This is a genomic window from Methylophilus medardicus (assembly GCF_006363955.1).
Lineage (GTDB): Bacteria > Pseudomonadota > Gammaproteobacteria > Burkholderiales > Methylophilaceae > Methylophilus > Methylophilus medardensis.
Genome location: NZ_CP040948.1, coordinates 867131 through 892709 on the forward strand (window position 1 = coordinate 867131; position 25579 = coordinate 892709).

Genomic DNA, 25579 nt, shown 5'->3' on the forward strand with positions numbered 1-25579 from the left:
TAGAATGACAATAAAACAAATCTTGATATTGATTCCCTTGCTGCCGTTGTTTGCAGCTGCGCTGGTCGGTCTTTTTAGAAATATGCTTCCGCGCTGGGCGGGTCACGTCATCACCATTCTGGGTGTGGGTGCTGCATTTGCATTATCCACCTATATCTTTAATCAGACCCTTAACGGTTTTACCCTAAACGAGGCCGTTTACACTTGGCTGGATTCGGGTGACATACACTTTGAAGTGGGTTTCTTGATCGATAACCTCAGCGCCATGATGATGGTAGTGGTGACATTTGTCTCACTCATGGTGCACATTTACACCATTGGGTATATGGCCGAAGACCCTGGCTATGCGCGTTTCTTTAGCTATATTTCCCTGTTCACTTTCTCCATGCTGATGTTGGTCATGAGCAACAACTTTATGCAGTTGTTCTTTGGCTGGGAGGCTGTCGGCCTAGTGTCCTATTTATTGATTGGTTTTTGGTTTACTCGACCAACGGCGATCTATGCCAACTTGAAAGCTTTTTTGGTCAACCGTGTAGGTGACTTTGGTTTCTTGCTTGGCATTGGCATGGTTCTTTATTACTTTGGCAGTCTGGATTACGCGACCGTGTTCGAGCGCGCGCCAAGTTTAGCCGCCACGCAAATTAACTTGTGGGGGCATAGCCAGTGGTCACTGATGACCGTCACTTGCTTATTACTTTTTATTGGTGCAATGGGTAAGTCTGCGCAAGTGCCACTGCATGTGTGGTTACCGGATTCTATGGAAGGCCCAACGCCTATTTCTGCCCTGATTCACGCTGCAACGATGGTTACAGCTGGTATCTTCATGGTGGCCCGCATGTCACCCCTGTATGAGTTATCGACCACTGCTTTATCCACAGTGATGGTGATTGGTGCGATTACCGCACTATTCATGGGCTTTTTAGGTATTATTCAAAACGACATCAAGCGTGTGGTGGCTTACTCGACCCTATCACAACTCGGTTATATGACCGTGGCGCTGGGTGCATCAGCCTATTCTGTGGCTATTTTTCACCTGATGACGCATGCATTCTTTAAAGCCCTGTTATTCCTAGGTGCTGGCTCTGTGATCATGGGTATGCACCATGATCAAGACATTCGCAATATGGGCAATCTAAAAAAATACTTGCCGATTACCTGGATTACTTCGTTAATTGGCTCATTAGCATTGATAGGCACGCCGTTTTTTGCGGGCTTCTATTCCAAGGACAGCATCATCGAGGCAGTTGAGCTGTCGCATATTCCTGGTAGTGGCTTTGCTTACTTTGCGGTTATTGTGGGTGTATTCGTGACAGCGTTTTATTCTTTCCGGCTCTATTTTCTGGTGTTTCATGGTGAAGAAAAATGGCGTCAGGCCAAACACGATGACCACGCGCATGCTACCCATGTAGATGCTGGTCACGCGGATAATGGGCATGACGATGCGCACGCAGACAATCATGATCACGACCTTCATCATGGCCTCGGTCCTAATGACAATCCGCATGAACCTGGCTGGGTGGTCACCTTGCCGTTGGTGTTGCTGGCGATCCCATCATTAGTCATTGGTTACCTTGCTTTAGAGCCGATGTTATACGGTGATTTCTTCAAAAACGTGATTTTTGTGAATCCGCAGGCCCACCCTGCAATGTCCCACCTTGCTCATCATTACCACGAGCTCATGCATAGCCCGGCTGGCATGGCCATCCATGGTTTTACCAGCTTGCCATTTTTCCTTGCTGCATCGGGCGTCCTGCTGTCTTGGTTCTTCTATATGAAACGGCCAGATATTCCAGCAGCGATCAAGACTCGTTGCATGGTGATTTACAATATTCTTGAGAACAAATACGGTTTTGATACTTTCAATGAAAAGTTCTTTGCTGGCGGTTCACGTTTTCTGGGTAACTGGTTATGGAAATACGGTGACATTACCTTGATTGATGGCGCCATGGTGAATGGCACCGCCAATACCATGGGCAAAATTGCCGCTAAAATCCGCAATCTGCAGTCTGGACTCATTTATCATTACGCTTTCGCCATGATCATCGGCGTATTCCTCCTTATGACTTTCTTTATCAAAATAAACTAATGATGCAAGCCGACCTCACAAGTATTTCCTGGTTAAGTCTGGCCATCTGGCTACCGGTCATCTCCGGCGTGCTGGTATTGTTGCTGGGAGGTGACCATAAGGCCACGTTGACACGATGGTTGGCTTTAGCCGGCAGTTTGGTCAGTTTTTTGGTGACACTCCCGCTATACACCTTGTTTGATACACAAGATGGATTTTTCCAGTTTGAAGAGTTATTACCTTGGGTACCGGCCTTCAATATGCACTATCACTTAGGTATTGATGGTTTTTCGATGCCGCTGGTGCTGTTGACGAGTTTCACCACTGTCATTGTGGTGTTGGCTGGGTGGGAAGTGATTACCAAGCACGTGGCGCAATACATGGCGGCCTTTCTGATCATGAGCGGCATCATGATCGGCGTATTTACTGCGCTGGATGCCTTGCTCTACTACGTGTTTTGGGAGGCCATGCTGATTCCGATGTTCTTGGTTATCGGTATTTGGGGCGGGCCAAACCGCGTTTACGCGACGATTAAATTTTTCTTGTATACCTTGCTAGGTTCGCTGTTGATGCTGGTGGCATTTATTTACCTCTATCACCAAACTGGCAGCTTTGAATTGGCGGACTACTACCTACTGCCGCTGAGCATGCAAGCTCAGATCTATATCTTCATCGCGTTTTTTATGGCTTTTGCGGTAAAGATCCCTATGTGGCCGGTACACACGTGGTTACCTGATGCACACGTTGAAGCGCCAACAGGCGGATCGGTGGTATTGGCGGCGATTGCGCTCAAGCTGGGTGGTTATAGTTTCTTACGTTTTGCCATGCCAATCGCACCCGATGCAGCGCATTACTTTACCACCGCGATGATTACCCTATCGCTGATCGCAGTGGTCTACATTGCACTGGTGGCGTTAGTACAAAAAGATATGAAAAAGCTGATTGCCTATTCATCCATCTCACACATGGGCTTTGTCACTTTGGGCTTTTTTATGTTTAGCCAATTGGCGCTCGAGGGCGCTGTGGTACAAATGATCTCGCACGGCTTTATCTCTTCGGCGATGTTTCTGAGTGTCGGAGTATTGTACGACCGCGTGCATAGCCGCGAAATTTCTGCCTACGGCGGTGTCGTCAATAAAATGCCGGTGTTTGCAGCTTTCGCAGTCCTGTTTGCTATGGCCAACAGTGGATTACCTGGTACATCAGGTTTCGTCGGTGAATTTATGGTGATATTGGCTGCGGTCAAATTCAACTTCTGGGTGGCGTTCTTTGCGGCCACCACCTTGATCTTCGGCGCAGCTTATACGTTGTGGATGACCAAACGAGTGTTCTTTGGAGACGTGGCGAATCATCATGTGGCGGAACTCAGTGACCTCAATAAGCGTGAATTTTTAATCCTCGCCATACTGGCAGTGTTGGTTATCGGTTTCGGGGTATATCCGCAGCCACTGACAGAGGTCATGCAGGCCACAAGCGCGGAATTCCTGAAACATATGGCAATCTCAAAATTGCCGGTCACAGGCTATTAAGGCAGGATGTTAGAAAATGGATAATATGCAATACGATTTGCTCGCCCTGTTGCCGGAGATGGTGGTGTTGGGCATGGCCATGTTTATTTTGTTGCTGGATTTATTTATCCTGCCACAAAACCGCTTCATCATTTACGGATTGAGTCAGTTCACCTTACTCGCGGCTGCCTTTTTTACCTTTAAGACGCACACCCCCGCGGTCGGCTTTGCTTTTTCGCATATGTTCATCGACGACACACTGTCTGATGTCATCAAGATGATGATGTATCTGGGGACTTCACTGATTCTGGTCTACACACGCAAGTATTTGCAGGATCGCCAGTTATATCGTGGTGAGTTTTACGCCATGGTCTTGTTTGGTCTGCTGGGAATGATGATCATGGTTTCGGGTCACAATATGCTGACCATTTACATCGGCCTCGAGCTACTTTCATTGTGCTTATATTCTTTGGTTGCTTTTGATCGTGATAATCCGAGAGCCTCTGAAGCAGCAATGAAGTATTTTGTACTCGGTGCGCTGGCCTCTGGCATGTTGTTATATGGCATGAGTATGCTCTACGGCATGACAGGTAGTCTCGATGTGAGTGATATTGCCAATGGTATCGCCCAACAAACCAAAAGCCCGGTGTTGATCTTGGGCTTAGTGTTTGTCGTCGCAGGGCTTGCTTTTAAATTCGGCGCAGTGCCTTTCCAAATGTGGGTGCCAGATGTGTATCAAGGTGCGCCCACGCCTATGACTTTACTCATTGGTACGGTGCCGAAACTGGCAGCCTATGCGATGACTGTAAGATTGCTGGTGCAGGGGCTGCATCCCTTGGCCTTGGATTGGCAGGATATGCTGGTATTAATGGCCGTGCTTTCCATCATCATCGGTAACTTCAGTGCGATTGTACAAACCAATCTGAAACGCATGCTGGCATATTCCACCATTTCGCATGTGGGTTTTATCATGTTTGGCATGATGAGCGCCAATGCAAATGGCTTCGCCTCAAGCTTTTTTTATATTAGCGCCTATGTGCTCATGTCGATTGCCGGCTTTGGAATTATTTTATTACTCAGCCGTCAGGGATTTGAAGCTGAAGAGATTGATGATCTAAAAGGCCTTAATCAGCGTCATCCATGGTTTGCATTTTTAATGCTGATCATTATGTTCAGCATGGCTGGGATTCCGCCTACCATTGGTTTTTATGCCAAATTTACCGTTTTGCAGGCAGCCTGGCAGGCTGGCTTCACTTGGCAGGTGGTATTAGCGGTATTGATGGCTACCGTGGGTGCGTTTTATTACCTTAATATTGTTCGTAAAATGTATTTTGATGCGCCAGAGGACAATACACCACTCACTGCCCCTATCGATATGCGGTTTGTTCTCAGTGTGCATTCGCTGGCCTTGTTAGGGCTGGGGTTATTCCCCGAGGTGCTCCTCAGTGTTTGTGGCCATAGTTTGTTAATTAGTTTGCAGTAACCATCATGGCCGCGAAGCTGATTTTTCTGCTGTTGATGTTTTTTATGGCAAACCTGGGCTGGGTTTCAGATAAATGGCTGGGTATGGTTGGCACCATCAGACAATTGTGGCAACGTTTCGCTGTGTTGGTCCCCAGTTATTTGATTACCTTGGCGATTGCCTCTTTGGTTGAGCGCTTAGTCATGGGGCAGGTTTGGCCGCAGGGCTGGGAATTTTACAGTATTAATCTGTGTGTATTTCTTGTGCTGTCTTTTCCGGGTTTCATTTACCGCGTTTTGTGGAAATAACCTCACGTCACATTAATTTCATCAATCCTTCACGCTAGTTTCAAGTATCAAAGTCAAACTCTGCTTCATCTAAGAGCAGTGTCGGGGTTAACCTCGGAAAGGGCTTCAGATGCAAAAACTACAACAAACCATCGGTTGGGTGCAGTCAGTGGACAGCCGGCTATGCGTGAAGGTTAGCCATACTGGGCAATATCGCCTGATTAGGCATTTCTTTCGTGCCATCTCACGGATGGGCGATGGCATGTTCTGGTATTTGCTGATGCTAATGATCGCCCTCACGCAAGGCACGGCCGGTTGGTATGTGTGTTTGCAGATGCTCACAGTCGGGCTGAGTGGCACGCTGGTTTATAAATGGCTGAAACATCGTACCAGTCGTCCAAGACCATTCCAAGTACGTCAAGATGTGCTGTTAAGTGGCACACCGCTCGATTACTTTAGCTTTCCTTCAGGGCACACTTTGCATGCGGTGGCGTTTGGCATGGTCGCTGTGCAGCATTATCCGCAGTTGTTTCCATTGGTATATCCGTTTGTTGTGTTGGTAGGAATCTCGCGTGTCGTGCTGGGCTTGCATTATCCGAGCGATGTGTTGGCCGGCGCGGCGATTGGCTATTTGCTAGTGGCTATCTATACACCGCTATTTTGATCCGATCTGCGGATGTTACCCACGTTTAAGCGATTGTGCTCTCCTTGCTTTGCGCTTAGTGCCCATCAACCAACAGGCTGACTAAAAACATCACAATCGGCCTTACCATCAGTACACAAATAAACGCGATTGGCATCGCCAAAGTATAAGCATGCAATACACGCCACAAATAGCCTGAATGCACGCCTGTGTTTGCTGCCACAATCACCATGGACATTAAAAATGCCATGATCCCGGCCATTAAAAACGCAAATACATAAGGCGTGAACTGTTTAGGCAGTTTGCGCACTTGATAATAACGGATGTTCATCTTTGTCTCCTCTATTTTGATGTGGCTACTATAGCGCCATCATTCTTAACGGAGTAGACACTTGAATGTTGAATGACTATAAAGTTAAACTATCGAATAAGCCAATTGAGTCGATAGAAAATGGACAGCTTAAGGAGTATTGAGAGTTTCGTTAAAGCGGTTCAGGCTGGGAGTATTGCAGCCGGTGCCCGTTTACAAGGGATCACTGCAGCGGCGGCTAGCCAGAATATTCAGCGCTTAGAAAAGTCATTGGGCGTGCGATTATTGGTGAGAACAACGCGAAAGCTAGCCATGACAGAAAGTGGTACGCTGTATTACCGCGAGGTAGAACCGATGATGGCTGCGCTGAGCAGAGCGCAATCGGTCATTACTGAGTTTCAAGGGCAACCACAAGGCCGTTTGCGCATCGGCGCATCTGTGGCTTTTGGTCGGCATGTGTTAATGCCACTCGTCCCCACATTTACGCGTCAGTTCCCGAAAGTATCGTTAGAGTTGGTGCTGTCTGATCATAGCCTTGATCATGTCAGCGAGGATATAGACATCAGTATCCGTTTTAATCAGCAACTTGAACCTGGCCTCATTGCGCGAAAGATTGCCACTGTGCCGGTGTTATTTTGTGCTTCGCCCGCATACCTGCACAGAAAAGGGGTGCCTGTGAGTCCAGAGGCATTGTCACAACATGATTGTCTGATGTTTCGTGTGCCTGTCGATGGTCGATTGCTAAGCTGGGGGTTTCAACGTGATGGTATCTATTATGAGCCTGAGCTCACCCCCAGCATTGTTTGTAACGATATCGATTCGCTGCATCGGCTTGCGGTAGAAGGGGCAGGTATCGCAAGATTGGCTGCGTTTGTGGCCAGTGAAGACATCAAAAGTGGCGCCCTCATTGCATTATTTGAGCAGGGAGAAACACCGTCTGTTGGCTTACCTTTATCTTTTTACGCTTGTTACCGCGATCGACACGCCATGACTAACAAGGTGCGTGCTTTTATGGATTATCTGGTCGAAGTGATGCCAAGTACGTGGTGATTCAAGGTGCATTTTGCTTAATCGGCTATTTTTTTGACTAATATCCCGGTCTTAGGCTGATTATTGTGCATTTTTCATCAAATACTTGTTGCTAATATTCAATATTGCGTGCATAGTTCACCCTCACGAAGTTCAAGTAGTGTTGTTGTTCTCCGGTTCTATCTTTTGGTTCTATCGTTACTTCTCGCCATCTTGATCCTCGTACTTATGGGTATACGCCCTTTTTTTATTATTTATCCAAGGATTTATTATGGTGACAGGTTCAGTTAAGTGGTTCAACGATTCTAAAGGTTTTGGCTTCATTACTCCGGACAACGGCGGTGAAGATTTGTTTGCGCATTTCTCAGCAATTCAATCAGCTGGTTTCAAAACTTTGAAAGAAAACCAACGCGTGAGCTTTGAAGTGGCTACTGGCCCTAAAGGCAAGCAAGCTGCAAATATTCAAATCATTGAATAATTAAAGTTTGTCCGCTGGGCTGCGCAAGCAGCCTACCGGAAAAAGCCCGGATATCCGGGCTTTTTTTATTGTTAAAGGATGCTCAATGGCAAAAGAAGAGTTAATTGAAATGCAAGGTGCAGTGACTGAGATCCTGCCGGACGCGCGCTATCGCGTGAAGCTGGACAATGGTCATGAATTGATCGCTTACACTGGCGGCAAAATGCGTAAACATAAAATCCGCATTCTGGCAGGTGATAAAATCACCATCGAGATGTCGCCCTACGACATGGACAAAGGCCGCATCATTTTCCGTCATTTAGAACCGCGCAAGCCGTTTTAACGTTATCGTCGCTTAAGACATTATCTGACCTATGGCTTGCAACTTGCTTTGCAAGACCACGCGGTCATTAAGCACTGCGAGATCCAATGCTAAGAATGCTGCGATGCGTGCGCTGAGCACGCGATACGCTTGTTCAAAGCTCGCCTGAATCTCCTCTTCACTTCCACTGACTTTTGCTGGATCCTCTACGCCCCAGTGCGCTCTCATGACGTTTCCTAAGTAGGCTGGGCAGGTTTCGCCTGCGGCATGACTACATACAGTAATCACAATGTCTGGTGTTTGCGGCAAATTTGCCCAAGATTTGCTGTAATAACCCTCGGTTGAAATGCCTTTGGCTTGTAATAGAGCAATGGATTTCGGGTGGATTTCACCCGTTGGCTGACTGCCCGCGCTCATCGCGTGCATATGCGCAGGGGCCAAGTGATTAAAGGTGGCTTCTGCAATGATGGAGCGACAGGAGTTTCCCGTACACAAGAAAAGAATTTGCATGTTATTCGCTTTCATACCAATGTTTAGAACGATTGACCAGTGTGACGATGGTGAGCATGACTGGCACTTCAATCAATACACCAACAACGGTTGCCAGTGCGGCTCCTGAGTTAAATCCAAATAATGCAATTGCAGTCGCCACGGCCAGTTCAAAGAAGTTTGAGGCACCAATGAGGGCAGAGGGGCCGGCCACGCAGTGCGCAACTTTGATTTGTTTGTTCAGCCAGTAGGCGAGCAGCGCGTTGAAATACACTTGTATGAGAATGGGTACGGCAAGCAAAGCAATAATCATGGGCTGTTTCAGCACCTGCTCGCCTTGAAACGCAAACAATAAAATCAAGGTGAGTAGCAGGGCAGCCATCGAAAACGGTTGGATTGTTTTTTGTGCTGAGGCAAACGCTTGCGCACCTTGTGCAAGAAGCCAACGCCGTAAACACTGGCTGATGATCACCGGTACGACGATATACAATAGCACTGAGACCCATAAAGTCTGCCATGGCACACTTAGGCTGGATAGCCCTAGTAACAAGGCGACGATAGGCGCAAAAGCAAATAACATGATGGTGTCATTGAGTGCGACTTGAGATAAGGTGAATCTGGGCTCGCCTTCACATAAATGACTCCAGACAAATACCATAGCGGTACAAGGGGCCGCGGCAAGTAAAATGAGCCCTGCAATGTAGCTGTCAATCTGCGCTGCAGGTAGCAGTGGCGAGAACAGGTGGCGAATAAATATCCAAGCTAACAATGCCATGGTAAATGGCTTTACCAGCCAGTTAATCACCAATGTCACTGCAATCCCCTTGGCATGCCCAAATACCTCACGCATGGCGCTGAAATCGACCTTAATCAGCATGGGAATTATCATTAACCATATCAGTACGGCTAACGGCAGGTTGACTGCCGCTAGTTTTAATTCGCCAATCCATTGAAAAAACGTGGGGGCGGATTTTCCAAGCAATATGCCTATGAGGATGCATCCCATCACCCACCAACTTAGGTGGCGTTCAAATTGACCCATTTGTTTAGCAGCGGACATGTCATTCACTTTCTTGAGCTGGGTTGCAGGGATGTGGCGGGCAACAGCTCGTTTGTCCGGCACAACAATTTTCAGTCAGGTAGGTCAGCAGTGCATTCATACTTTGATAGTTCGCGGAATAATAGATATAGCGACTTTCTTGTCTGGCGCTGACTAAGCCCGCGTGACTCAGCTCCTTGAGGTGAAAGGAGAGCGTGCTATTAGGGATATGCAGCGCTTGCGAAATATTGCCGGCAGAGAGGCCTGCTTGGCCAGCTTGTACCAGACATCTAAAAATAGCCAGCCTAGCTTCTTGGGCGAGGGCGGCTAAAATAATCACAGCTTGAGATGGGTTCATCTGTCTATATTTCCATAAATATAGAAATATATCAAGAGGCCGCACCTTTTATTCAAGCTAGGTCTATTTTGGGATAAAACAGAAGAAAAATAAGCGCACTATCGAGATAGCGCGCTTTTGCTCAAGACGTCTGCTTAACTATCCATGCGGTCAAGCGGAGCAGGATGGGCGCGAATAACAGGATGCTCATCAATACAATCGGCCAAGCGATGCTGACGCTACTTAACCATTTTTCAAACAGCTGTGATGTGGGTACCCGATGCGCGAGCAGGATGGTGACGCTGACAATGTTCACGGTGACCAGTGACATGAGCGCAGCAAACACCACTCTGTGTTTCATGGCGCTTCGCTGATCAGGCGGATTTACCATGGTAAGGACTGATCTTCGTGAAAATAACCGCCGCTGGGGCCCTGCGCATCTAACGTGGCCAGTCGGACGGATGTTTTCCAGCTATCACTGATCTCCATCGGTGCGTGCGGGCCGCCCAACGCTGTTTTGACCCAGCCAGGGTGCGCTGAATTGACTTTGATAGCGGTGTCTTTTAAGGCGTGTGCCAAGTGAATGGTGAACATATTCAATGCGCTTTTTGAGGCGTTGTAAGCGAGTCCTTTTGCGGCTTCAATCGGGGAGTTAGGGGTGCTGTGTAAGGTCTGTGAGGCGAGAATACTGGTTAAATTAACGATGCGTCCGTGAGGCGCACGCTCCAATAACGGTATCAATGCCTGCGTTAAGGCGACCACGGCAAAAAAATTTGCCTCAAAGGTACTTTTGAGTATGTCTTGACCAATGGTCAAACTATTGTTCTGTCCGATCAAGTCTTCTTCAAGAATACCTGCATTGTTGACTAAGATATCCAGGTGGCCAAAACGGGCAGATAATGCAGAGGCCACTGCTTGTGGTGAGTTTGTAAGCGTAGCATCATAGTGCAGATACTCGGCATCAATGTTTAAGGCCTTGAGTTCGCTAACAGCTTGCTCTCCTTTGTGCGCGTCTCTGGCGCCAATGATGACTTTGATGCCTTGTTCGCCTAATTTTTTGGCGGTCTCGAAACCGATGCCTCGGTTTGCGCCTGTAATCAAAGCAATACGTTGTGGTGAAGCACTCATGTGAACTCCTAATAAGAGAGGGTGTTTTAATTAAATACCAGTCGGTAAACAAATACTAAATGAATCGTTATTGCGGTGTCAACATATTTTTTACCAAGTGGTATAATAATTAAAAATATAGGTAGGCAGATTGATAATGAATATCGAAATAATCTCAAAAAAACGGGGTAGACCGGCGGCGTTTGATTATGACACCGCATTGCATCAGGCGATGGTTGCGTTTTGGCAGTATGGCTATGAAGGCACCTCCATGGCGACGTTGATGTCGGTCATGCAAATGAACAAAGCCAGTATCTATGCGGCATATGGCAGTAAAGAGGCGTTGTTTAAGAAAGCTGTCGAATGCTATGTGCAGGGCCCTGCCAGTTTCTTTGCGACGTCGCTGGCGCAGGCGAATGCGCTAGACGTTGTTCAATCCATACTGACCAATGCGGCCACCATGTTAGCCGATCCGTCACACCCGGCAGGTTGCCTTGTAACGCATGGCGCATTGGCCTGCAGTGATGAAAGCCGTGAAGTCAAAGCATTGTTAGGTGGATACCGTGACGGCTTAGAGCAGACACTTGCGCAACGTCTAGGTACTTTAATGTCGGCACAACAAAATAGTCTTGTAGATTCCGTAGTGCTTGCCAAGCTGGTGATGACGGTGCATCAGGGAATGGTGGTACAAGCGATCAGCGGTGCAACCCAGATTGCGTTAATGCATGTCGCTGAGATGGCGACGCAACTCGTGTCTCAATCCTTGCAACCGCAATCCTTAAATGTGTAGTGGTGCGAGTGGCTTTTTCTGCACTGGGGTCTATGCGCTCCGAATTAAATGGCGTGACGCACTAGGGTCATGGCGGCGAGTTTAGCTCGGTTCGCTGCACCGGTATTTGGTGTTAAGCGCTCAACCAGGGCTGCACCTTCAAACAGGATAGTCAGCTGCTGGCCGAGGGCCTCTGGGTCTTTTGCGCCGGCATGTCGTGCAATCTGACATAAATACCCTTGTAACTCTGCTGACAACACCACAGAATACTGGTTGATGGGATGCTCGGCCTCTGGAAACTCCACCGCGGCAATATGAAACGGCAGACCGCGAAACTCTGGCTGGCTGATCCACTGCTCCATTAGCTCACACAGCAATAACAGTAGTTCTAATGATTCCGCTTTTTTTGAACTGAGCTGCGCATTCAACCATGCATAAAATTTATCCGACTTGTCGCGCAGATAAGCGGTAATCAGCTGATTTTTGCTTGGAAAGTGTTTATACAGTGTCGCTTTAGCGACTCCCGCTTCGAGGATGATGGTGTCGACCCCAGAGGCTTGTATGCCTCTGCTGTCAAACAGACTGCTGGCAATATTCAGTATTTTCTCTCGCATGTTCATCTCTTTTATCCTTTTGTCCCTGTGATTAGGGTTCCCGATCTTTCGCTTGTTTAGCCTTATTTATTGTTTTAGGTTGCGATCACGGCCTTGTGGTCGCATCAGTTCTTGCGGATACAGGCAACTGACATACCCCAAGGCTTGTCGCAAAGGCTCCACTTGGTCGACCTCTACTTTGCCTGCGGTCACAAATAAGATAAAGGCCTGACGTTGTGTTTCTGGCAGCATGGCCGCTTGTGGCAGTTGGCAACTCCCATTTTGCATTTTTTGGTAGGCTAAATTCAATAAACTCAGCGTAACCGGATCTACTGTGCCGCTTGTCGAGGGCTCAATGGTCTCGAGTGGTGAGGTCATGGACGCTACTTGCCGGTGTTTAACCGGAGTAAAGGCCATCCACACGACACACAAGCTTGCGAGCAATCCCAGCGACAATGCATGCGGTAACATGGGCCGCGACAATTGCTCGTGGACTGACTGGTCAAATAAATGCCAAGCCCGGTGAGTGCCTGCTTGCGACTGTATCTGTATGGCGCCGATTGCCAAGAAAAACCATTGATCTAATAGTGTCGGCGTAAGCTTCACTGGCGATTGTTGCTGCGCTTGCTCAAACAGCTGGCGAATGGCTGCGATATCCTGCCCATTCAATGCTGTATTTGCGCCACGCTGCGTCAAACGTTGTTTGTTCCATGCCACCAATGCATCTTGTAGTTGGTAAAAAGGGGCGTGTTTCGCCCATTGCTTTAAACCCAGCATCCACAAGCCCTGCGTTGCATATGCCTTGCACCTGCGCCCATATCGCTGTCTGCTCTGATTGCCTATCGAGAATAAATTCAACATAACCCCTTAAAAATCCGCTTGCTTTTTTTTCAATGGCTGCAGTAGACTAGAAAGAAGTGAACAGACCTGTCTGCATATTAACGTGGTCACACGCAAAATGCAACTGGTCGTTAACATCCTCCACGCCAAAAGCGATTTAACCATCATAGCGCTGGCTGAATTTGTAAACAAGGGATCATCATGACATCAGTTTCGATTGCCACACAACTCGCAGAATGGCGCGACCATGCGCTGACGCTTGAAAACGAAGTGAAAAAAGTCGTGGTTGGCCAAGATAAGGCCATCCGCGCGATCAATATCGCCATCTTCGCACGCGGTCATGTGTTGTTAGAGGGCGGCGTCGGGGTAGGTAAAACCACCTTGCTGCAATCGATTGCGCGAGGGTTGGGTGGCGCTTATGAGCGGATTGAAGGCACGGTGGATTTAATGCCAAATGATCTCATTTACCATACGTTTCTCGGCGAGGATGGACGACCCAAAGTTGAGGAGGGGCCTTTGCTGCGTGCGGGTGAGCAGCTGTCAGTATTTTTCTTTAACGAGATTAACCGGGCCCGGCCGCAAGTACATGCGCTGATGTTGCGCGTGATGGCCGAGCGCCATGTCAGTGCTTTCAAACAGGAATATCGCTTACCGCATATGTTGGTGTTTGCGGATCGCAATCAGGTCGAAAAAAACGAAACCTTTGAAATCCCCTCGGCGGCGCGTGACCGCTTTATGATGGAAATTCCCATTGAGATTCCTGAGGATAGGGCGTTACGTAAAGCGTTGATGTTTGATGTCAAGTTTCAACATGCCGAGCGCCTCACCCAACAAGTGCAAGGCGGGGTGCTCGCTTATGACCAGTTGAATGCATTTTCCGATCTGTTGCAGCGTCATATTCAGGCGAGTGATGTGTTAGAGGATTACGCGCTGGATTTATGGCAGGCCACGCAATCGCCTGCCGCCTTTGGCATTCATCTCGATAGCGTCGATGTCAATCGCCTCATTCACAGCGGCGCCAGCCCGCGTGGCATGGGCATGTTGCTGAAAGCGGCCCGGGTACACGCTTGGTTGATGCAGCGTGACCATTTATATCCAGAAGACATACACGCTGTTTTTCATGAAATTATCGCGCATCGTCTGGTGTTGAATCCCATGTTTGAGAGTCGTCGCACACAACTTTCTCGCGAATTGACCAACCAGATTCTGGCCAGCGTGAGCGTGCCGGCACGGGCCAAAGCAGCATGATTCCAACCAACGTGCAGTCATTTTTTTACCAAGTGCCATGGCGCTCAGCCAGCGTTCACACCGGGGAGCATCTCGGATTGCAACGCGGGCCAGGGGATGAGTTCAGCAAGCATATGTCATTGGTGGATTATCCGGATGCGCGGCGCGTGGATTTGCGTCAAACCTTGCGTGACCCTTATGAGCAGGTGCAGGTGCGGGTATTTAAACAAGAGGCCTCAAGCCCATTGTATGCGGTATGTGACTTGTCCAGCTCAATGCAGTTTGTGGGGCAGGTGAGTAAACGCGAGACTGTACAAAGCGTGGCGGCCTCCATCGCCTGTTCTGCGCATGAAAACAGCGATTTATTTGGGATGGTCTGTTACGACCAGCGGGTGATTCCTGCCTTAACACAAGCCCCTAGCCATCATGCGCATCAGTCTTTTGCCACCATTGCACAATTGGCTGCTTTTCATAATCATCACCAAGCGAGTGAAGGCATTATCGAGGCCACCGGCTGGTTAGGTCAGCAAAAAGGCTTGGTGTTTTGGATCTCTGATTTTCATATGCCGCGCTCGCTGATTGAGCGTGGCCTCAATGGCATGTCTAACCATCAAGTGATTCCCATTGTATTGTGGGATCCGCACGAATATCAGCGTTTACCGCGATTTGGCTTTGGCAACATGCAAGACCCTGAAACGGGTCAGCAAAAAACCATTTTTTTTCGTCAAGCTATACGCGCGCAGTTTGCCGAGCAATTTGCACAGCGAAAACAAGCACTAGACCAACTGTTTGCGACCTTTGAAATTCGCCCGCTGTATGTCACGGGGCCATTTCAAGCGTCCTTGCTATCAGATTATTTTGAACAACTTATTCATTAGAGTACGGTGATGAAACTGAATTTTATCGGCTGGTTAGCAGTTTTTATGGTGGCAATGCCGGTGTGGGCGCAGACGCCGGCATCGACGCAAGCGCCGACAGTACGCGTGATCAATATCCATAATCCTGCGTTGTATGCGGGGGTTCAGCTGGGGGATGTCTTGCAACGGTCAATCAAGGTGTCTGTGCATGCCAGCGATGCACTGGATGAGAGTCGTCTGCCATTGAAAGGCTTGCAACGTCAGGGGATTGAATTGCGACAACTCAGCGTGCACAGCGAAGTGCAACAAGATCAAAAAATCTACCATTTGGTGTTTGATTATCAGGTATTTGCGAGTCCAGGTCGTCCGCTGCAATTGCAGTTGCCGGCAGAGCAGATATTGTTTAGTAGTGGCGCACAAATTGCACTGCCTGCTTGGCGTTTTTGGCTGATGTCACAGTTGCCCGACCGCTTGCAAGCCGTTAAATCTAGCGTGATTGCACAATATCGCCCGAGCTTACTCGCCGTGCAAACGAGTCAGTTGGGATTTGCCTTGAGTGGGTTTTTCGCCCTGTTAGGCGGCATATTATTACTCTACCGCAATGCAGATTGGGCTTGGCTACCAAGGATGAACGGCCACTTTGCGCAGGCCTATCGTCGGCTCAAGCGGTTACCAGAGACGCCTGAAGGCCAAAAGCAAGCCACTTTGTTGATACAACATGCGTTTAATCAGCATTTTGGCCAGCAGATGCTGGGTCAGCAAGTGTCGACGTTTGTGCAGCAACAGCCCGCTTTCAAAGCGCTGACGGCCGACATACAGCAGTTTTTTGTGCAGGCAAATGCCGTGTTATATGGCGGGCCGTTGCCTGCCATTCACGACTATTTGCAGCAGTGTAAAACCCTCACCCGGCAACTGCGCGCTTGTGAGCGGAGGCTGTGATGCATTGGTTACAGCCTTGGTTTTTGCTGTTATTGCCGCTAGTCCTAATTCCATTTTGGCTGCAAAGCCGTCATGCACAAGCTTACTCTTGGTTAGAGATGGTGCCTTCGGATACGTTTTCAGACCGCATGCATACCGCGGTGAAAGCTGCGACCAGCCTGTTATTGCTTCTGCTGGTGCTGGCGTTGGCCGGACCGCAGGGGGACAGTCATCAAGAGCAGAAAATTGGTAAGGGCGCACAAAGTGTCTTCGTGATTGACCGCAGTGTGAGTATGGACCATCCGTTTGCTGGACAGGCGACTGGAGGACATGCGGCAGAAATTAAATCTGCAGCGGCGAGGCGTCTGATTACGGCATTTATTGATTCACGCCCTGACGACATGATGGGCGTGGTTGGGTTTACCAATTCTGCCTTGTATGGCATGAAAATCACCACCAACCGTGAGGGCATCCACGCGGCCATTCAAGCAGCCACTGGGCCAGCCCTCAATCAAACCAATATTGGTGCCGGCATCACCAATGCCGTTACCCTGTTTGAGAACATCGCCAGCACGGGCTCTCGCGCGATTGTATTGCTTTCGGATGGGGCAGGTAAGTTGAGCCCACGCGTGAAGTATCAGATTCGCAAACAACTGGTGGGTAAAAAACTCAACTTATACTGGATTGTGCTACGTGAACCAGACGACATCAGTATTTTCAGTCAACAGACCTACGATGATGACCATTTGCCAGAAGCGATCGCGCTTGACCGTTTTTTCCAATCCCTGCAAGTGAAATATAAAGCGTTTGAGGCAGACAATGCGACAGCACTAGAATCGGCTTTACGTGAAATTGATGCCAAGGAAAAAAACGTCATTCAGTACGACATCATGATTCCGGGCCATGACTATGCAAAAGACCTCATGGTGGGCGCTTTGTTACTGGGGCTGGCCTTGCTATTGATTAAACACATGAAGGTGTACTGATGACGATGTATCGAAAAAATGCCAATCGATTATGGGCGGGCGTCACCCTGTTGGGTGCCTTGGGGATGGCGTATTTTGGCTGGCAATGGCACCAGCGCCAAGCGCTGAATCAGCAAATTCGAGCGGGGGTGGTGATTAAGCAAGGGGGCTCGCCAGCTTTGCAACGATTCAGTGCGGCGTATGACCAAGGTTTGCATGGCGATTATAAACATGCTGTGCAAACTTATGGTCAAGCGTTAGAACGCGCACCCGACGCGATAGATGTGCCCCATATCCATTTTAATATTGGTAACAATTTGTTTTTGTCAGGCCTCGTGCGCACCATCAATGAAGATGGCACGTTTCAGGATGAAGCGCGCTATGCATTTACGCAGGCCAAGATTGCTTATGAGCAATCTCTGCGCCAAGACCCGCACGATCAGGCCGCTAAATTTAACCTGGCATTGTTGCACTCTGTGATGGCGCGCGGTATGCAGGGCGCGAGCAAGGACCAGTCGCACATGGAACTGAGTAACTTGCCGATTGGATTGCCATAATGCGGTGGATGACATGGTTAAAACAACATAGCGAGCCGGTGTTGTATGCGTTGGCGTTGTGCTTGTTGCTGCTGGCATTGTACAAACCTGAGATTCAGCTGCGCCAGCAAGTTCAGCACTATCTACTGATTGCGGATGTCTCGCAAAGCATGAATGCCGAGGATGCCGTGCTCGGCCAGCAGACGGTCAGCCGTTTGGCTTATAGCCAGCATTTGATGAAGCAATTGGTGCATCGCTCGCCCTGTGGGACCTACTTTAGTTTGGGGATTTTTGCGTCTGACAATATCGCGATGTTGCAAACGCCCCTCGAGGTATGCAAAAACTTAGATGTGATTAGTGATGGTATCGACCACCTAGAGTGGCGCATGGCCTGGAAAGGCAATAGCCGCCTGAGTTTTGCTGTGCACGCGGCGAACCATGTCTATGACGCGCTTGATCAGCCCGCGCAAATGCTGTTTTTTACCGATGGCGATGAGGCGCCGCGGGTGAATGTGACCATTAAGCAAGATTTAAGTGGCGTACAAATGGGCCCATTTTTCACTTTTATTGGGGTCGGTGGCGCTGAAAAAGTGGCGATTCCGCGCTACAACGCGTCGAATAAACGGGTTGGTGATTGGCCGGTGAGCGACAATAATAATGCAGGAGCGGTGGGCGTAACGTATGCTGACCCGAGCCAGGACGAGCCAGATCCGCCGGTGGCTTATGCGGAGTATGACCGCATGCTATCGCAGTTGGAGGAGGATTACTTAAAATCCCTCGCTGAGGAGTTTAAAGGCCACTATTTGAAAGGCGCTGATCAGGCGGCTTTTTATCAGACCTTAGCCAATCAGCCCCCCACCGCAAGTTTTGTCACCGATTATCCACTGCGGACGATCTACCTGTTGCTGGCGCTGTGCTTGGTATTGGCTACCTATTGGCCAGATGTGCGCTTTCGGCGTCAATCACTGCAAGCGTCGGTTTAAGGGCCTATTCAGCAGCCACCAACGTTAAGCAGGTGATTTCAGACGGTGCACCAAATCGGGTGGGTGGCCCCCAATATCCGGTTCCGCGGCTGACGTATACCCATAAGTCCTGCAAGCGATGCAGGCCCGCGACATAGGGTTGTTGTAACGGCACAAAGTATTTCCAAGGCCAAAATTGACCGCCATGGGTATGGCCAGAAAGCTGTAGATCAAAGCCGGCCGCTTCGGCTGCTTCGGCACTGCGGGGCTGATGGGCTAATAAAATTTTGGGCGCATGTGCAGGGGCGCCAGTAATTGCCGCCTGTGGGTCGCTGTGATGGTCATCATAAAACTGCCCTGCAGTGAAATCTGTCACCCCAGCCAACACAAGCGTTGCCCCCTCATGCGATAGCGCTACGTGCTCATTGAGTAATACTTTGATTCCTAAACGTTCTATTTCATGAATCCATGCCAGCGCACCCGCATAATATTCATGGTTGCCGGTGACAAAAAAACTGCCATGACGGGAAGTTAATGCAGACAGTGGTTGTGTATGCGATGACAGTTCATGCACGCGCCCATCCACTAAATCGCCAGTAATCGCAATCAGATCCGCCTCTAAGGCATTGACCTGATCAACGATGCGGGCAAGATAGCCCTGCTTGATGGTCGGGCCCACATGAATATCACTGATTTGCACAATGCGAAACCCTTGCAAGCTGACTGGCAGACGACTCAGCGGCACCGTGACATTGACGACCCTAGCCAGCTTGCGGGCATTAAAAAACCCGATGACACTCATCACCCCAGCGCCACACACCGTCAGTAACGCGGATTGCTTCTCAAATAGGGGCAAGTCGATCTGGAGCCATTGCAATCTTTGTAAACCGCCCATGACCAGTAATACGACATCCCGTAACAGCGTCAATACAAGTAACGATGAAAAGAGCCCCATCACCGTCATCGCCACCCAAGTTACCGCATCACGCAAGCGCGGCTGAGTTAAACGCCTGGCTAACAGGGCAGTCGGCTGCAAAAGGGCGGAAATGATGATAAACGCCCAGCCAAGTACTATGACCGACGTCGGCCACGGCAAATGACTAAGCAAACGCACGCCAATGTAATAATGTAATAACCCAACCAGCGTGGTCGTGAGCATCAGGAATCGGATTAACGGCATGCGGGTATCTTTTCGGACAGACGTCTAAACAATTTGTTAGATGGCGACGATGTCACAGAGATTCAAGATCAGTGACGAATTTGCTAGCAATCAGGTTGGTTCGACCATTGATGATGGTAATGCTCAAACGCGCGAATGGCGCGGGTCGGGCGTAGTCGCGCATCTTGCAAACATTTTTGGCGCCAGTCATCGAGCTGCTCCATGCCGAGGTTAATGTGCTCAGCATGCAAAGACGGAAACTGACCATTGAGTAATGTGGGTAAGTCGTGTAATGCCAGGGTGACTTGGTCTCGATAATAGGCGAGCTTGTGCTCAAACTCGTTATCTAGTTTGCGGTAACGATGCAATAGATACTGCGGGATATGTGACAGACGTAGCGCTTGGTCGGCATTGGCCAAACGAGACACCGCTTTGTTGACGGTGTGCCTGTCACACGACAACGCCTGCGATAGGGTGTCTACGATGGTTTTACGGTGGATGCGCAAAAGTTTGCTGGGGGCGGGTAGCGTGGGGGTGTGCAAGTACGCATCCATAGCCCACTCAGCAGCGGCGTGGGTCAATAGGCTATGGTGCTGCCATTTGGCCTCAAAAGTCGGCACAAAATGCTGATGCGCAACAACGTCAGTCAATAAATGGACATTGTAGCCAATGCCTAGGGCCAGCTGCCGCTCGTTGTGGGTGTGCAGTAATTGCTGCCCGATGCCCCAGCCATGGCTATGATTGAACGTGCGAGACACCACCGCTAAGTCTGGCAGACAGGCGCCCGCCAGTACCAGCGTGGGATAGCGGCGCATGACCCCCAGCCAAGGTAAGGGCAATAGAGGCAACGCTTGCAACCATTGGTGCGTGTAGGCCACATGGGAATACAAACCCCAGGCATGGGCGTGACTCGGTAACGCCAACAATAACAGCATTAGAGCAAACATAGATGGTCTTGACATGGGCGCACTTTGCGCTTGCTAAATGACAGTCGCATGAAATCTGTATGACGTTGATATGAAAGCTATTTTCGTCATAAAAGCATCATGATGGCTGGTTAAGCTATTGCAAATTGTTTCGTTCGGAATCCTGCATGAAAATATTGATGATTTCAGATGTCTATTTCCCACGCGTGAATGGGGTGTCGACCAGTATTCGCACGTTCGCTGAGAGTTTGCGCGATCAGGGACACGTGGTGCATTTGATCGCCCCCCAATATCCATCGCAGCCTGGCATATCCGACGCGTCTTGGATCACCCGCATTGATGCGCGCAAGATTGTATTTGATCCGGAAGACTACTTGATGAAATGGTCTGCCTTGCAGACCTACATTGATAGTCTGCATCCCGGCGACTACGACTTGGTGCATATTCATACCCCGTTTGTTGCACACTATGCGGGACTCAAAATTGGTAAACGCTTGCAAGTGCCGGTCGTGGAAACCTACCACACCTTTTTTGAAGACTACATGCATCATTATTTGCCTTGGGTGCCCCGCAAATGGGCGGTGAAGATTGCGCGTGCTGTCTCGCGCAAGCAATGCGAGCAAGTGGACACCGTGGTTTCTCCTTCGGCACAAATGCGTGCGGTATTGCAACAATATGGCGTGACTACGCCGATTACGGTGATTCCCACTGGGTTGGATGCTTCGCGTTTTGTCCCAGGGGATGGTGCTGCATTTAGACAGACCTACGGCATTCCCGCGCAACGGCCATTGTTGATGTTTGTCGGACGGGTCGCCTATGAGAAAAACATACAATTTTTGTTAGAAATGCTGTCGCTGGTGATTCAGGACCATCCTGAGGTGTTGCTGGTCATCACCGGCGAAGGCCCCGCTGAGGCAATGCTGAAGAAAATGGCACGTGATAAAGGCTTACAGTCACACGTGATGTTCCTCGGTTATCTCGATCGTGCCGTGGGTTTGAACGCCGCCTATCAGGCTGCCGATATTTTTGTGTTTGCTTCTAAGAGTGAAACGCAAGGATTGGTTCTACTCGAGGCCATGGCGCAATCGACGCCGGTGGTTGCGATTGCCGAGCTGGGGACGGCCTCTATTTTGCGTCAAGAGCAGGGTGCACTGATTGCACAAGATGATGAGTTACACTTTGCAGAACAAGTGCAAACGCTGCTGATAGATCACCAGTTGCGTGAGCGTATCGGCATGCAGGGCAAACGCTATGTTGCGCAAGTTTGGTCCAGTGACGCGCAAGCCAACAAATTGGTGGCCTGCTATGAGCGCTTGATCATGACGCAAATGCCAGTCGCGGCTTCCGCCATCGCGTAAAAATATTCACGCATTAAAATCCTGATTTCGTTGCGAACGGGCTTGACCTGCGCGCCCCAGCGCGCCAACATAGCGTCAAACTTGTGTGACGCAAGCGTTTTTAATCAGGAGAAATACATCATGTTTAACCCAGACACCTGCTGTACGCTGGTCCCTTATTTTGAGGTGCCCGTTGCGAATCTATCTGCTTTTAAAGCACTGGGTCCGCTTTTTTTAGAAAAAACCCGTCAAGAAGCGGGATGTTTGCACTACGCGTTTTCGTATAGTGGTAATACGGCGCATTGCCGCGAAGGGTATATCAATGCAGAAGCCGTACTCGCGCACTTAGACAATGTGGCTGAGCCCCTTGGTGAGGCACTCAAGCTGGCGACATTGGTGCGGCTAGAGGTACATGCCCCAGCGGATGAACTTGAGAAGCTCAAGGCGCCACTGGCCGGGTTAAATCCGCAGTTCTTTGCGTTAGAGGCAGGGATTCGTCGCGCATAAGCACCACTTGCCTTTCGCCAACAAAAAACGCCACAATTTGTGGCGTTTTTTGTTAGACAGAATACATTAACCAAATTTACCGGTAATGTAGTCCTCGGTTTCTTTACGTCCCGGATTGGTAAAGATTTTATCTGTGTCATCGTATTCGATCAGCTCACCCAGATACATGTAGGCGGTGTAATCAGATACGCGTGCCGCTTGTTGCATGTTGTGCGTCACGACCAGAATCGTCAGCTTGCTGCGAAGCTCCACCATCAATTCTTCAATGTTTGCGGTCGCAATTGGATCGAGGGCAGAGGTGGGTTCGTCAAATAACATAATTTCTGGGTCGGTCGCCAATGCGCGGGCAATGCACAAACGTTGTTGCTGGCCGCCAGATAAGTTAAAAGCTAAGTCATGCAACCGGTCTTTGACTTCGTTCCACAGCGCAGCCCCTTTGAGCGCTTCTTCAACCTTATCATCCATGATGCGTTTGTTATTTTCGCCACGCACCCGCAGACCATAAGCCACGTTCTCATAAATCGATTTCGGGAACGGATTTGGTTTTTGAAACACCATGCTGATGCGCATACGCACTTCAATCGGGTCCACACCGCTATCCAGCACATTAGTGTTGTCCGGATGCATGACAATTTCACCCTGATATTTATTGCCTGGGTATAAATCGTGCATGCGGTTAAAACAGCGCAGAAAGGTAGATTTTCCGCAACCGGATGGGCCGATCAATGCCGTGATTTTATTTTCATACAAAGGCATTGTGATGCCTTTTAGTGCGCGGGCGCCGTTGCTATAAAAAAAGTTTAAATCGCGTGCTTCGGCTTTTATTGCAGTTGTAACAGTGGCCATGGAGTTTCCTAAATCTTGTGTGGCATTACCATTTAATATTTTTACGGATTTTGTAACGTAACCAGATCGCTGTCCCATTCATCAACAACGTGACAACGATAATCAGTGCACCAGTGGCAGCTGCATTGACATGAAACGCATGGTCAGGGCGAGACAACCAGTTAAACATCTGAATAGGCATCACAGTAAAGCCAGATGATAGCCATTCAAAATTGAAAAAAGGTGGTTCAGTGGTGATTGGGCTTGGCGGCAAAAATGCGATAAAGGTGAGGGCGCCAATGGTGATAATAGGCGCTGTTTCACCCAGTGCGCGGGCCATGCCGATAATAATGCCAGTCAAAATACCGCCATAAGAATACTTGAACACATGGTCGTACACCACTTGCCATTTAGTGGCACCTACGCCGTAAGCGGCTTCGCGGATCGACACCGGGATCGCACGGATCGCCTCGCGGGTAGAGACGATCACAATCGGTAGAATTAGCAGACCTAAGGTTAGGCCGGCGGTTAAGATGCTCTGGCCAAAATCCAGCATATAGACGAACAAGCCTAGGGCCAGCAAACCGTAAATGATGGAAGGCACCCCCGCCAGGTTCGACACATTGATTTCAATCAGGTCAGTAAACCAGTTTTTTGGCGCATATTCTTCAAGGTAAAGGCCAGCTGCGACGCCCACTGGCACCGCGGTCAGAAAGGTGACACTCATCACTAATACAGAACCTACCCACGCCGACAACAGACCCGCACGCGCAGCACGACGGGACGGAAATTCGGTCAAAAAGTCGAGAGTGAATTTTGGATGACCATCAGCAATTAATTGCCAGAATAACAGCATCAGCGTTATTAAACCCAGCATCAGGCAAATCAGACCTATGGCTGCAAATAGGGTGTCATTGCGCTTGTGGCGCTTGATCATGGCGCGGACGTCGGCCAGATTTTCGAGGACAGAGGCTTTATGTTCCATGGTGTGTTATTTCCGCTTAGGCCAGTGAACTGGCTAGTGCATTGTATGGTGGTTATGTGTCAGTCAAAAGACAAACGGTTAGTAGGTTTCGCGGTATTTTTTGCGTATCCAGTGGCCGAAGATATTGAACGACAAGGTCATCGCCATCAACACTAGGCCAGCCGCAAAAATGCTTTGATAACCAATGCTGCCGTGCGGCAAATCACCCATCGCCACTTGCACAATATAGGCCGTGATGGTGGCGGCACCATCGGCAGGGTTAAAGGTCAAGTTCGGTTGCTGCCCTGCCGCAATGGCAACGACCATGGTTTCACCCACTGCACGTGAAATGGCTAGGATGTAGGCGGCCACAATACCGGAGATGGCCGCTGGAGCAACTACTTTAATGGCGGTTTGAAAGCGAGTTGCACCCATGGCGTAAGAGCCCTCGCGCATGCTCATCGGCACTGCGCGCATGGCATCTTCAGATAAAGAGGCAATGTAAGGAATAATCATTACGCCCATCACAATACCTGCACCTAGCATGTTAAAGCTAGGTAATTCCGGGTAGACAAGCTGGAGCATTGGGGTGACAAAAAACAGTGCAAAGTAACCAAAGACCACCGTGGGCACACCCACCAACAGTTCTAAGATAGGCTTGACGATTTCACGGGTTTTGTGGGTGGCAAATTCTGAGAGAAAAATGGCTGAAATAGTACCAATCGGCACAGCCACTGCCAGCGCAATGGCAGAGGTGGTTAAGGTGCCTGAAACCAATGGCATGATGCCGTAGTGCGCATCTTCAAACAGCGGTGTCCATTGGGTGTCAGTGAAAAAATCGATCACCGATACGGTTTTGAAGAAACTCAATGACTCAAAAAGCAATACACCGACGATGGCAAATGTGGTCGCGACGGCCACCAGTGCTGCCATCATCAGAATTAATTCAATGATCCGTTCTTTGACATTGCGACGAATGTTTTTCGCCAGTCTGGGGCTAATGGTCATTTGCGTGGGTAGCTGCATTGCTTGAGTCGCCATAATATTGAACTTTTAATGATGATCAAGTGTATTGATCTGCCAGTGGGGAATTTTAGCGGATAATCCGTCGTTCAGGCCGAGGCATCACTAAAAAAGGG

Annotated in this window: 30 protein-coding genes; 17 read left to right on the forward strand and 13 right to left on the reverse strand. The window is 49.2% G+C overall.

Translation table 11 applies throughout. The features are described from left to right. Positions 1-4: 4 nt before the first annotated feature. The 5 genes from nuoL to FIT99_RS04315 all read left to right on the forward strand — a co-directional run bounded on the left by nuoL (position 5) and on the right by FIT99_RS04315 (position 5986). Positions 5-2086: an NADH-quinone oxidoreductase subunit L gene (nuoL, locus tag FIT99_RS04295; RefSeq protein ID WP_140003162.1), complete on the forward strand. Its 2082-nt coding sequence runs from the start codon at positions 5-7 to the stop codon at positions 2084-2086. Beyond that, on the forward strand, positions 2086-3594 hold the full coding sequence (locus tag FIT99_RS04300) for an NADH-quinone oxidoreductase subunit M (RefSeq protein ID WP_140003163.1): 1509 nt from the start codon (positions 2086-2088) through the stop codon (positions 3592-3594). Before nuoL ends, FIT99_RS04300 begins: the two co-directional genes overlap by 1 nt. Before the next feature lie 16 nt (positions 3595-3610). After that, positions 3611-5056 (forward strand): NADH-quinone oxidoreductase subunit NuoN, encoded by a 1446-nt coding sequence (nuoN, locus tag FIT99_RS04305; RefSeq protein ID WP_140003164.1) that lies wholly within the window; start codon positions 3611-3613, stop codon positions 5054-5056. Between the two features lie 5 nt (positions 5057-5061). Continuing rightward, on the forward strand, positions 5062-5343 hold the full coding sequence (locus tag FIT99_RS04310) for a DUF2818 family protein (RefSeq protein WP_140003165.1): 282 nt from the start codon (positions 5062-5064) through the stop codon (positions 5341-5343). 109 nt (positions 5344-5452) lie between these two features. Then, positions 5453-5986, forward strand: a complete 534-nt coding sequence (locus FIT99_RS04315) for a phosphatase PAP2 family protein (RefSeq protein ID WP_140003166.1) — start codon at positions 5453-5455, stop codon at positions 5984-5986. 55 nt (positions 5987-6041) lie between these two features. Here the strand turns inward: FIT99_RS04315 and FIT99_RS04320 are convergent, their stop codons facing one another. Further along, positions 6042-6296, reverse strand: a complete 255-nt coding sequence (locus tag FIT99_RS04320; protein ID WP_140003167.1) for a DUF2798 domain-containing protein — start codon at positions 6294-6296, stop codon at positions 6042-6044. A 120-nt stretch (positions 6297-6416) separates the two neighbouring features. On the opposite strand from FIT99_RS04320, the gene FIT99_RS04325 reads away from it, so the two are divergent. The 3 genes from FIT99_RS04325 (at position 6417) to infA (ending at position 8104) form a co-directional block, all read left to right on the forward strand. Further along, a complete protein-coding gene (locus tag FIT99_RS04325; protein WP_140003168.1) occupies positions 6417-7325 on the forward strand; it encodes a LysR family transcriptional regulator in 909 nt (302 codons plus the stop codon). Positions 7326-7575: 250 nt separating this feature from the next. Beyond that, a complete protein-coding gene (locus tag FIT99_RS04330) occupies positions 7576-7782 on the forward strand; it encodes a cold-shock protein (protein ID WP_018985697.1) in 207 nt (68 codons plus the stop codon). An 85-nt stretch (positions 7783-7867) separates the two neighbouring features. After that, a complete protein-coding gene (gene infA, locus FIT99_RS04335) occupies positions 7868-8104 on the forward strand; it encodes a translation initiation factor IF-1 (protein ID WP_018985695.1) in 237 nt (78 codons plus the stop codon). Positions 8105-8116: 12 nt separating this feature from the next. On the opposite strand, the gene FIT99_RS04340 is transcribed toward infA, so the two are convergent. The 5 genes from FIT99_RS04340 to FIT99_RS04360 all read right to left on the reverse strand — a co-directional run bounded on the left by FIT99_RS04340 (position 8117) and on the right by FIT99_RS04360 (position 11076). Further along, positions 8117-8593 (reverse strand): arsenate reductase ArsC, encoded by a 477-nt coding sequence (locus tag FIT99_RS04340; RefSeq protein ID WP_140003169.1) that lies wholly within the window; start codon positions 8591-8593, stop codon positions 8117-8119. Between the two features lies 1 nt (position 8594). Next, a complete protein-coding gene (arsB, locus tag FIT99_RS04345) occupies positions 8595-9614 on the reverse strand; it encodes an ACR3 family arsenite efflux transporter (RefSeq protein ID WP_140004639.1) in 1020 nt (339 codons plus the stop codon). A gap of 19 nt (positions 9615-9633) precedes the next feature. Continuing rightward, on the reverse strand, positions 9634-9969 hold the full coding sequence (locus tag FIT99_RS04350; RefSeq protein ID WP_140003170.1) for an ArsR/SmtB family transcription factor: 336 nt from the start codon (positions 9967-9969) through the stop codon (positions 9634-9636). Positions 9970-10090: 121 nt separating this feature from the next. Beyond that, positions 10091-10309, reverse strand: a complete 219-nt coding sequence (locus tag FIT99_RS04355; protein WP_223261281.1) for a DUF2798 domain-containing protein — start codon at positions 10307-10309, stop codon at positions 10091-10093. Between the two features lie 23 nt (positions 10310-10332). Further along, positions 10333-11076, reverse strand: a complete 744-nt coding sequence (locus FIT99_RS04360; protein WP_140003172.1) for an SDR family oxidoreductase — start codon at positions 11074-11076, stop codon at positions 10333-10335. A gap of 136 nt (positions 11077-11212) precedes the next feature. Between FIT99_RS04360 and FIT99_RS04365 the strand changes: the two genes are divergently transcribed. Then, the gene (locus FIT99_RS04365) at positions 11213-11845 is read left to right on the forward strand and encodes a TetR/AcrR family transcriptional regulator (protein ID WP_140003173.1); all 633 of its coding nucleotides are present in this window, start codon (positions 11213-11215) and stop codon (positions 11843-11845) included. Positions 11846-11889: 44 nt separating this feature from the next. On the opposite strand, the gene FIT99_RS04370 is transcribed toward FIT99_RS04365, so the two are convergent. Together FIT99_RS04370 and FIT99_RS04375 are read right to left on the reverse strand one after the other, a co-directional pair. Next, positions 11890-12444: a TetR/AcrR family transcriptional regulator gene (locus tag FIT99_RS04370; protein ID WP_140003174.1), complete on the reverse strand. Its 555-nt coding sequence runs from the start codon at positions 12442-12444 to the stop codon at positions 11890-11892. A gap of 60 nt (positions 12445-12504) precedes the next feature. Beyond that, complete coding sequence (locus FIT99_RS04375; protein ID WP_223261282.1) at positions 12505-13194, reverse strand: hypothetical protein; 690 nt, start codon at positions 13192-13194, stop codon at positions 12505-12507. Between the two features lie 264 nt (positions 13195-13458). Between FIT99_RS04375 and FIT99_RS04380 the strand changes: the two genes are divergently transcribed. From FIT99_RS04380 to FIT99_RS04405, 6 genes are read left to right on the forward strand one after another with little or no spacing between them, the layout of a single operon-like run. Continuing rightward, positions 13459-14505: an AAA family ATPase gene (locus FIT99_RS04380; RefSeq protein ID WP_140003176.1), complete on the forward strand. Its 1047-nt coding sequence runs from the start codon at positions 13459-13461 to the stop codon at positions 14503-14505. Then, positions 14502-15362, forward strand: coding sequence for a DUF58 domain-containing protein (locus FIT99_RS04385; protein ID WP_140003177.1), 861 nt, complete (start codon positions 14502-14504; stop codon positions 15360-15362). The genes FIT99_RS04380 and FIT99_RS04385 overlap by 4 nt, the downstream gene beginning before the upstream one ends. 9 nt (positions 15363-15371) lie before the next feature. Further along, positions 15372-16280: a hypothetical protein gene (locus tag FIT99_RS04390; RefSeq protein WP_140003178.1), complete on the forward strand. Its 909-nt coding sequence runs from the start codon at positions 15372-15374 to the stop codon at positions 16278-16280. After that, a complete protein-coding gene (locus tag FIT99_RS04395; RefSeq protein WP_140003179.1) occupies positions 16280-17245 on the forward strand; it encodes a vWA domain-containing protein in 966 nt (321 codons plus the stop codon). Before FIT99_RS04390 ends, FIT99_RS04395 begins: the two co-directional genes overlap by 1 nt. Continuing rightward, positions 17245-17781 carry a tetratricopeptide repeat protein gene (locus tag FIT99_RS04400; protein WP_140003180.1) on the forward strand — a complete coding sequence of 179 codons (537 nt, stop codon included), beginning with the start codon at positions 17245-17247 and terminating at the stop codon, positions 17779-17781. The genes FIT99_RS04395 and FIT99_RS04400 overlap by 1 nt, the downstream gene beginning before the upstream one ends. Next, positions 17781-18743: a vWA domain-containing protein gene (locus FIT99_RS04405; protein WP_140003181.1), complete on the forward strand. Its 963-nt coding sequence runs from the start codon at positions 17781-17783 to the stop codon at positions 18741-18743. The genes FIT99_RS04400 and FIT99_RS04405 overlap by 1 nt, the downstream gene beginning before the upstream one ends. Before the next feature lie 4 nt (positions 18744-18747). Here FIT99_RS04405 and FIT99_RS04410 read toward each other — a convergent pair whose 3' ends face one another. Together FIT99_RS04410 and FIT99_RS04415 are read right to left on the reverse strand one after the other, a co-directional pair. Beyond that, on the reverse strand, positions 18748-19902 hold the full coding sequence (locus FIT99_RS04410; protein WP_140003182.1) for a metallophosphoesterase: 1155 nt from the start codon (positions 19900-19902) through the stop codon (positions 18748-18750). Positions 19903-19985: 83 nt separating this feature from the next. Further along, positions 19986-20843, reverse strand: coding sequence for a zinc dependent phospholipase C family protein (locus FIT99_RS04415; protein ID WP_140003183.1), 858 nt, complete (start codon positions 20841-20843; stop codon positions 19986-19988). Between the two features lie 131 nt (positions 20844-20974). Between FIT99_RS04415 and FIT99_RS04420 the strand changes: the two genes are divergently transcribed. After that, positions 20975-22165, forward strand: a complete 1191-nt coding sequence (locus tag FIT99_RS04420; protein ID WP_189524782.1) for a glycosyltransferase — start codon at positions 20975-20977, stop codon at positions 22163-22165. A gap of 120 nt (positions 22166-22285) precedes the next feature. Then, positions 22286-22651, forward strand: coding sequence for a putative quinol monooxygenase (locus tag FIT99_RS04425; RefSeq protein WP_140003184.1), 366 nt, complete (start codon positions 22286-22288; stop codon positions 22649-22651). Between the two features lie 66 nt (positions 22652-22717). Here the strand turns inward: FIT99_RS04425 and pstB are convergent, their stop codons facing one another. From pstB to pstC, 3 genes are all read right to left on the reverse strand, one after another. Continuing rightward, positions 22718-23497, reverse strand: coding sequence for a phosphate ABC transporter ATP-binding protein PstB (pstB, locus tag FIT99_RS04430; RefSeq protein WP_140003185.1), 780 nt, complete (start codon positions 23495-23497; stop codon positions 22718-22720). A 25-nt stretch (positions 23498-23522) separates the two neighbouring features. Further along, on the reverse strand, positions 23523-24461 hold the full coding sequence (gene pstA / locus FIT99_RS04435; RefSeq protein ID WP_140003186.1) for a phosphate ABC transporter permease PstA: 939 nt from the start codon (positions 24459-24461) through the stop codon (positions 23523-23525). 78 nt (positions 24462-24539) lie between these two features. After that, positions 24540-25466 (reverse strand): phosphate ABC transporter permease subunit PstC, encoded by a 927-nt coding sequence (gene pstC, locus FIT99_RS04440; protein ID WP_140004641.1) that lies wholly within the window; start codon positions 25464-25466, stop codon positions 24540-24542. Positions 25467-25579 lie beyond the last annotated feature (113 nt).

Coding starts and splice junctions, on each gene's coding strand:
- nuoL (WP_140003162.1), top strand. CDS start 5: ATGACAATAAAACAAATCTTGATATTGATTCCCTTGCTGCCGTTGTTT.
- FIT99_RS04300 (WP_140003163.1), top strand. CDS start 2,086: ATGATGCAAGCCGACCTCACAAGTATTTCCTGGTTAAGTCTGGCCATC.
- nuoN (WP_140003164.1), top strand. CDS start 3,611: ATGGATAATATGCAATACGATTTGCTCGCCCTGTTGCCGGAGATGGTG.
- FIT99_RS04310 (WP_140003165.1), top strand. CDS start 5,062: ATGGCCGCGAAGCTGATTTTTCTGCTGTTGATGTTTTTTATGGCAAAC.
- FIT99_RS04315 (WP_140003166.1), top strand. CDS start 5,453: ATGCAAAAACTACAACAAACCATCGGTTGGGTGCAGTCAGTGGACAGC.
- FIT99_RS04320 (WP_140003167.1), bottom strand. CDS start 6,296: ATGAACATCCGTTATTATCAAGTGCGCAAACTGCCTAAACAGTTCACG.
- FIT99_RS04325 (WP_140003168.1), top strand. CDS start 6,417: ATGGACAGCTTAAGGAGTATTGAGAGTTTCGTTAAAGCGGTTCAGGCT.
- FIT99_RS04330 (WP_018985697.1), top strand. CDS start 7,576: ATGGTGACAGGTTCAGTTAAGTGGTTCAACGATTCTAAAGGTTTTGGC.
- infA (WP_018985695.1), top strand. CDS start 7,868: ATGGCAAAAGAAGAGTTAATTGAAATGCAAGGTGCAGTGACTGAGATC.
- FIT99_RS04340 (WP_140003169.1), bottom strand. CDS start 8,593: ATGCAAATTCTTTTCTTGTGTACGGGAAACTCCTGTCGCTCCATCATT.
- arsB (WP_140004639.1), bottom strand. CDS start 9,614: ATGGGTCAATTTGAACGCCACCTAAGTTGGTGGGTGATGGGATGCATC.
- FIT99_RS04350 (WP_140003170.1), bottom strand. CDS start 9,969: ATGAACCCATCTCAAGCTGTGATTATTTTAGCCGCCCTCGCCCAAGAA.
- FIT99_RS04355 (WP_223261281.1), bottom strand. CDS start 10,309: ATGAAACACAGAGTGGTGTTTGCTGCGCTCATGTCACTGGTCACCGTG.
- FIT99_RS04360 (WP_140003172.1), bottom strand. CDS start 11,076: ATGAGTGCTTCACCACAACGTATTGCTTTGATTACAGGCGCAAACCGA.
- FIT99_RS04365 (WP_140003173.1), top strand. CDS start 11,213: ATGAATATCGAAATAATCTCAAAAAAACGGGGTAGACCGGCGGCGTTT.
- FIT99_RS04370 (WP_140003174.1), bottom strand. CDS start 12,444: ATGAACATGCGAGAGAAAATACTGAATATTGCCAGCAGTCTGTTTGAC.
- FIT99_RS04375 (WP_223261282.1), bottom strand. CDS start 13,194: ATGCTGGGTTTAAAGCAATGGGCGAAACACGCCCCTTTTTACCAACTA.
- FIT99_RS04380 (WP_140003176.1), top strand. CDS start 13,459: ATGACATCAGTTTCGATTGCCACACAACTCGCAGAATGGCGCGACCAT.
- FIT99_RS04385 (WP_140003177.1), top strand. CDS start 14,502: ATGATTCCAACCAACGTGCAGTCATTTTTTTACCAAGTGCCATGGCGC.
- FIT99_RS04390 (WP_140003178.1), top strand. CDS start 15,372: ATGAAACTGAATTTTATCGGCTGGTTAGCAGTTTTTATGGTGGCAATG.
- FIT99_RS04395 (WP_140003179.1), top strand. CDS start 16,280: ATGCATTGGTTACAGCCTTGGTTTTTGCTGTTATTGCCGCTAGTCCTA.
- FIT99_RS04400 (WP_140003180.1), top strand. CDS start 17,245: ATGACGATGTATCGAAAAAATGCCAATCGATTATGGGCGGGCGTCACC.
- FIT99_RS04405 (WP_140003181.1), top strand. CDS start 17,781: ATGCGGTGGATGACATGGTTAAAACAACATAGCGAGCCGGTGTTGTAT.
- FIT99_RS04410 (WP_140003182.1), bottom strand. CDS start 19,902: ATGCCGTTAATCCGATTCCTGATGCTCACGACCACGCTGGTTGGGTTA.
- FIT99_RS04415 (WP_140003183.1), bottom strand. CDS start 20,843: ATGTCAAGACCATCTATGTTTGCTCTAATGCTGTTATTGTTGGCGTTA.
- FIT99_RS04420 (WP_189524782.1), top strand. CDS start 20,975: ATGAAAATATTGATGATTTCAGATGTCTATTTCCCACGCGTGAATGGG.
- FIT99_RS04425 (WP_140003184.1), top strand. CDS start 22,286: ATGTTTAACCCAGACACCTGCTGTACGCTGGTCCCTTATTTTGAGGTG.
- pstB (WP_140003185.1), bottom strand. CDS start 23,497: ATGGCCACTGTTACAACTGCAATAAAAGCCGAAGCACGCGATTTAAAC.
- pstA (WP_140003186.1), bottom strand. CDS start 24,461: ATGGAACATAAAGCCTCTGTCCTCGAAAATCTGGCCGACGTCCGCGCC.
- pstC (WP_140004641.1), bottom strand. CDS start 25,466: ATGCAGCTACCCACGCAAATGACCATTAGCCCCAGACTGGCGAAAAAC.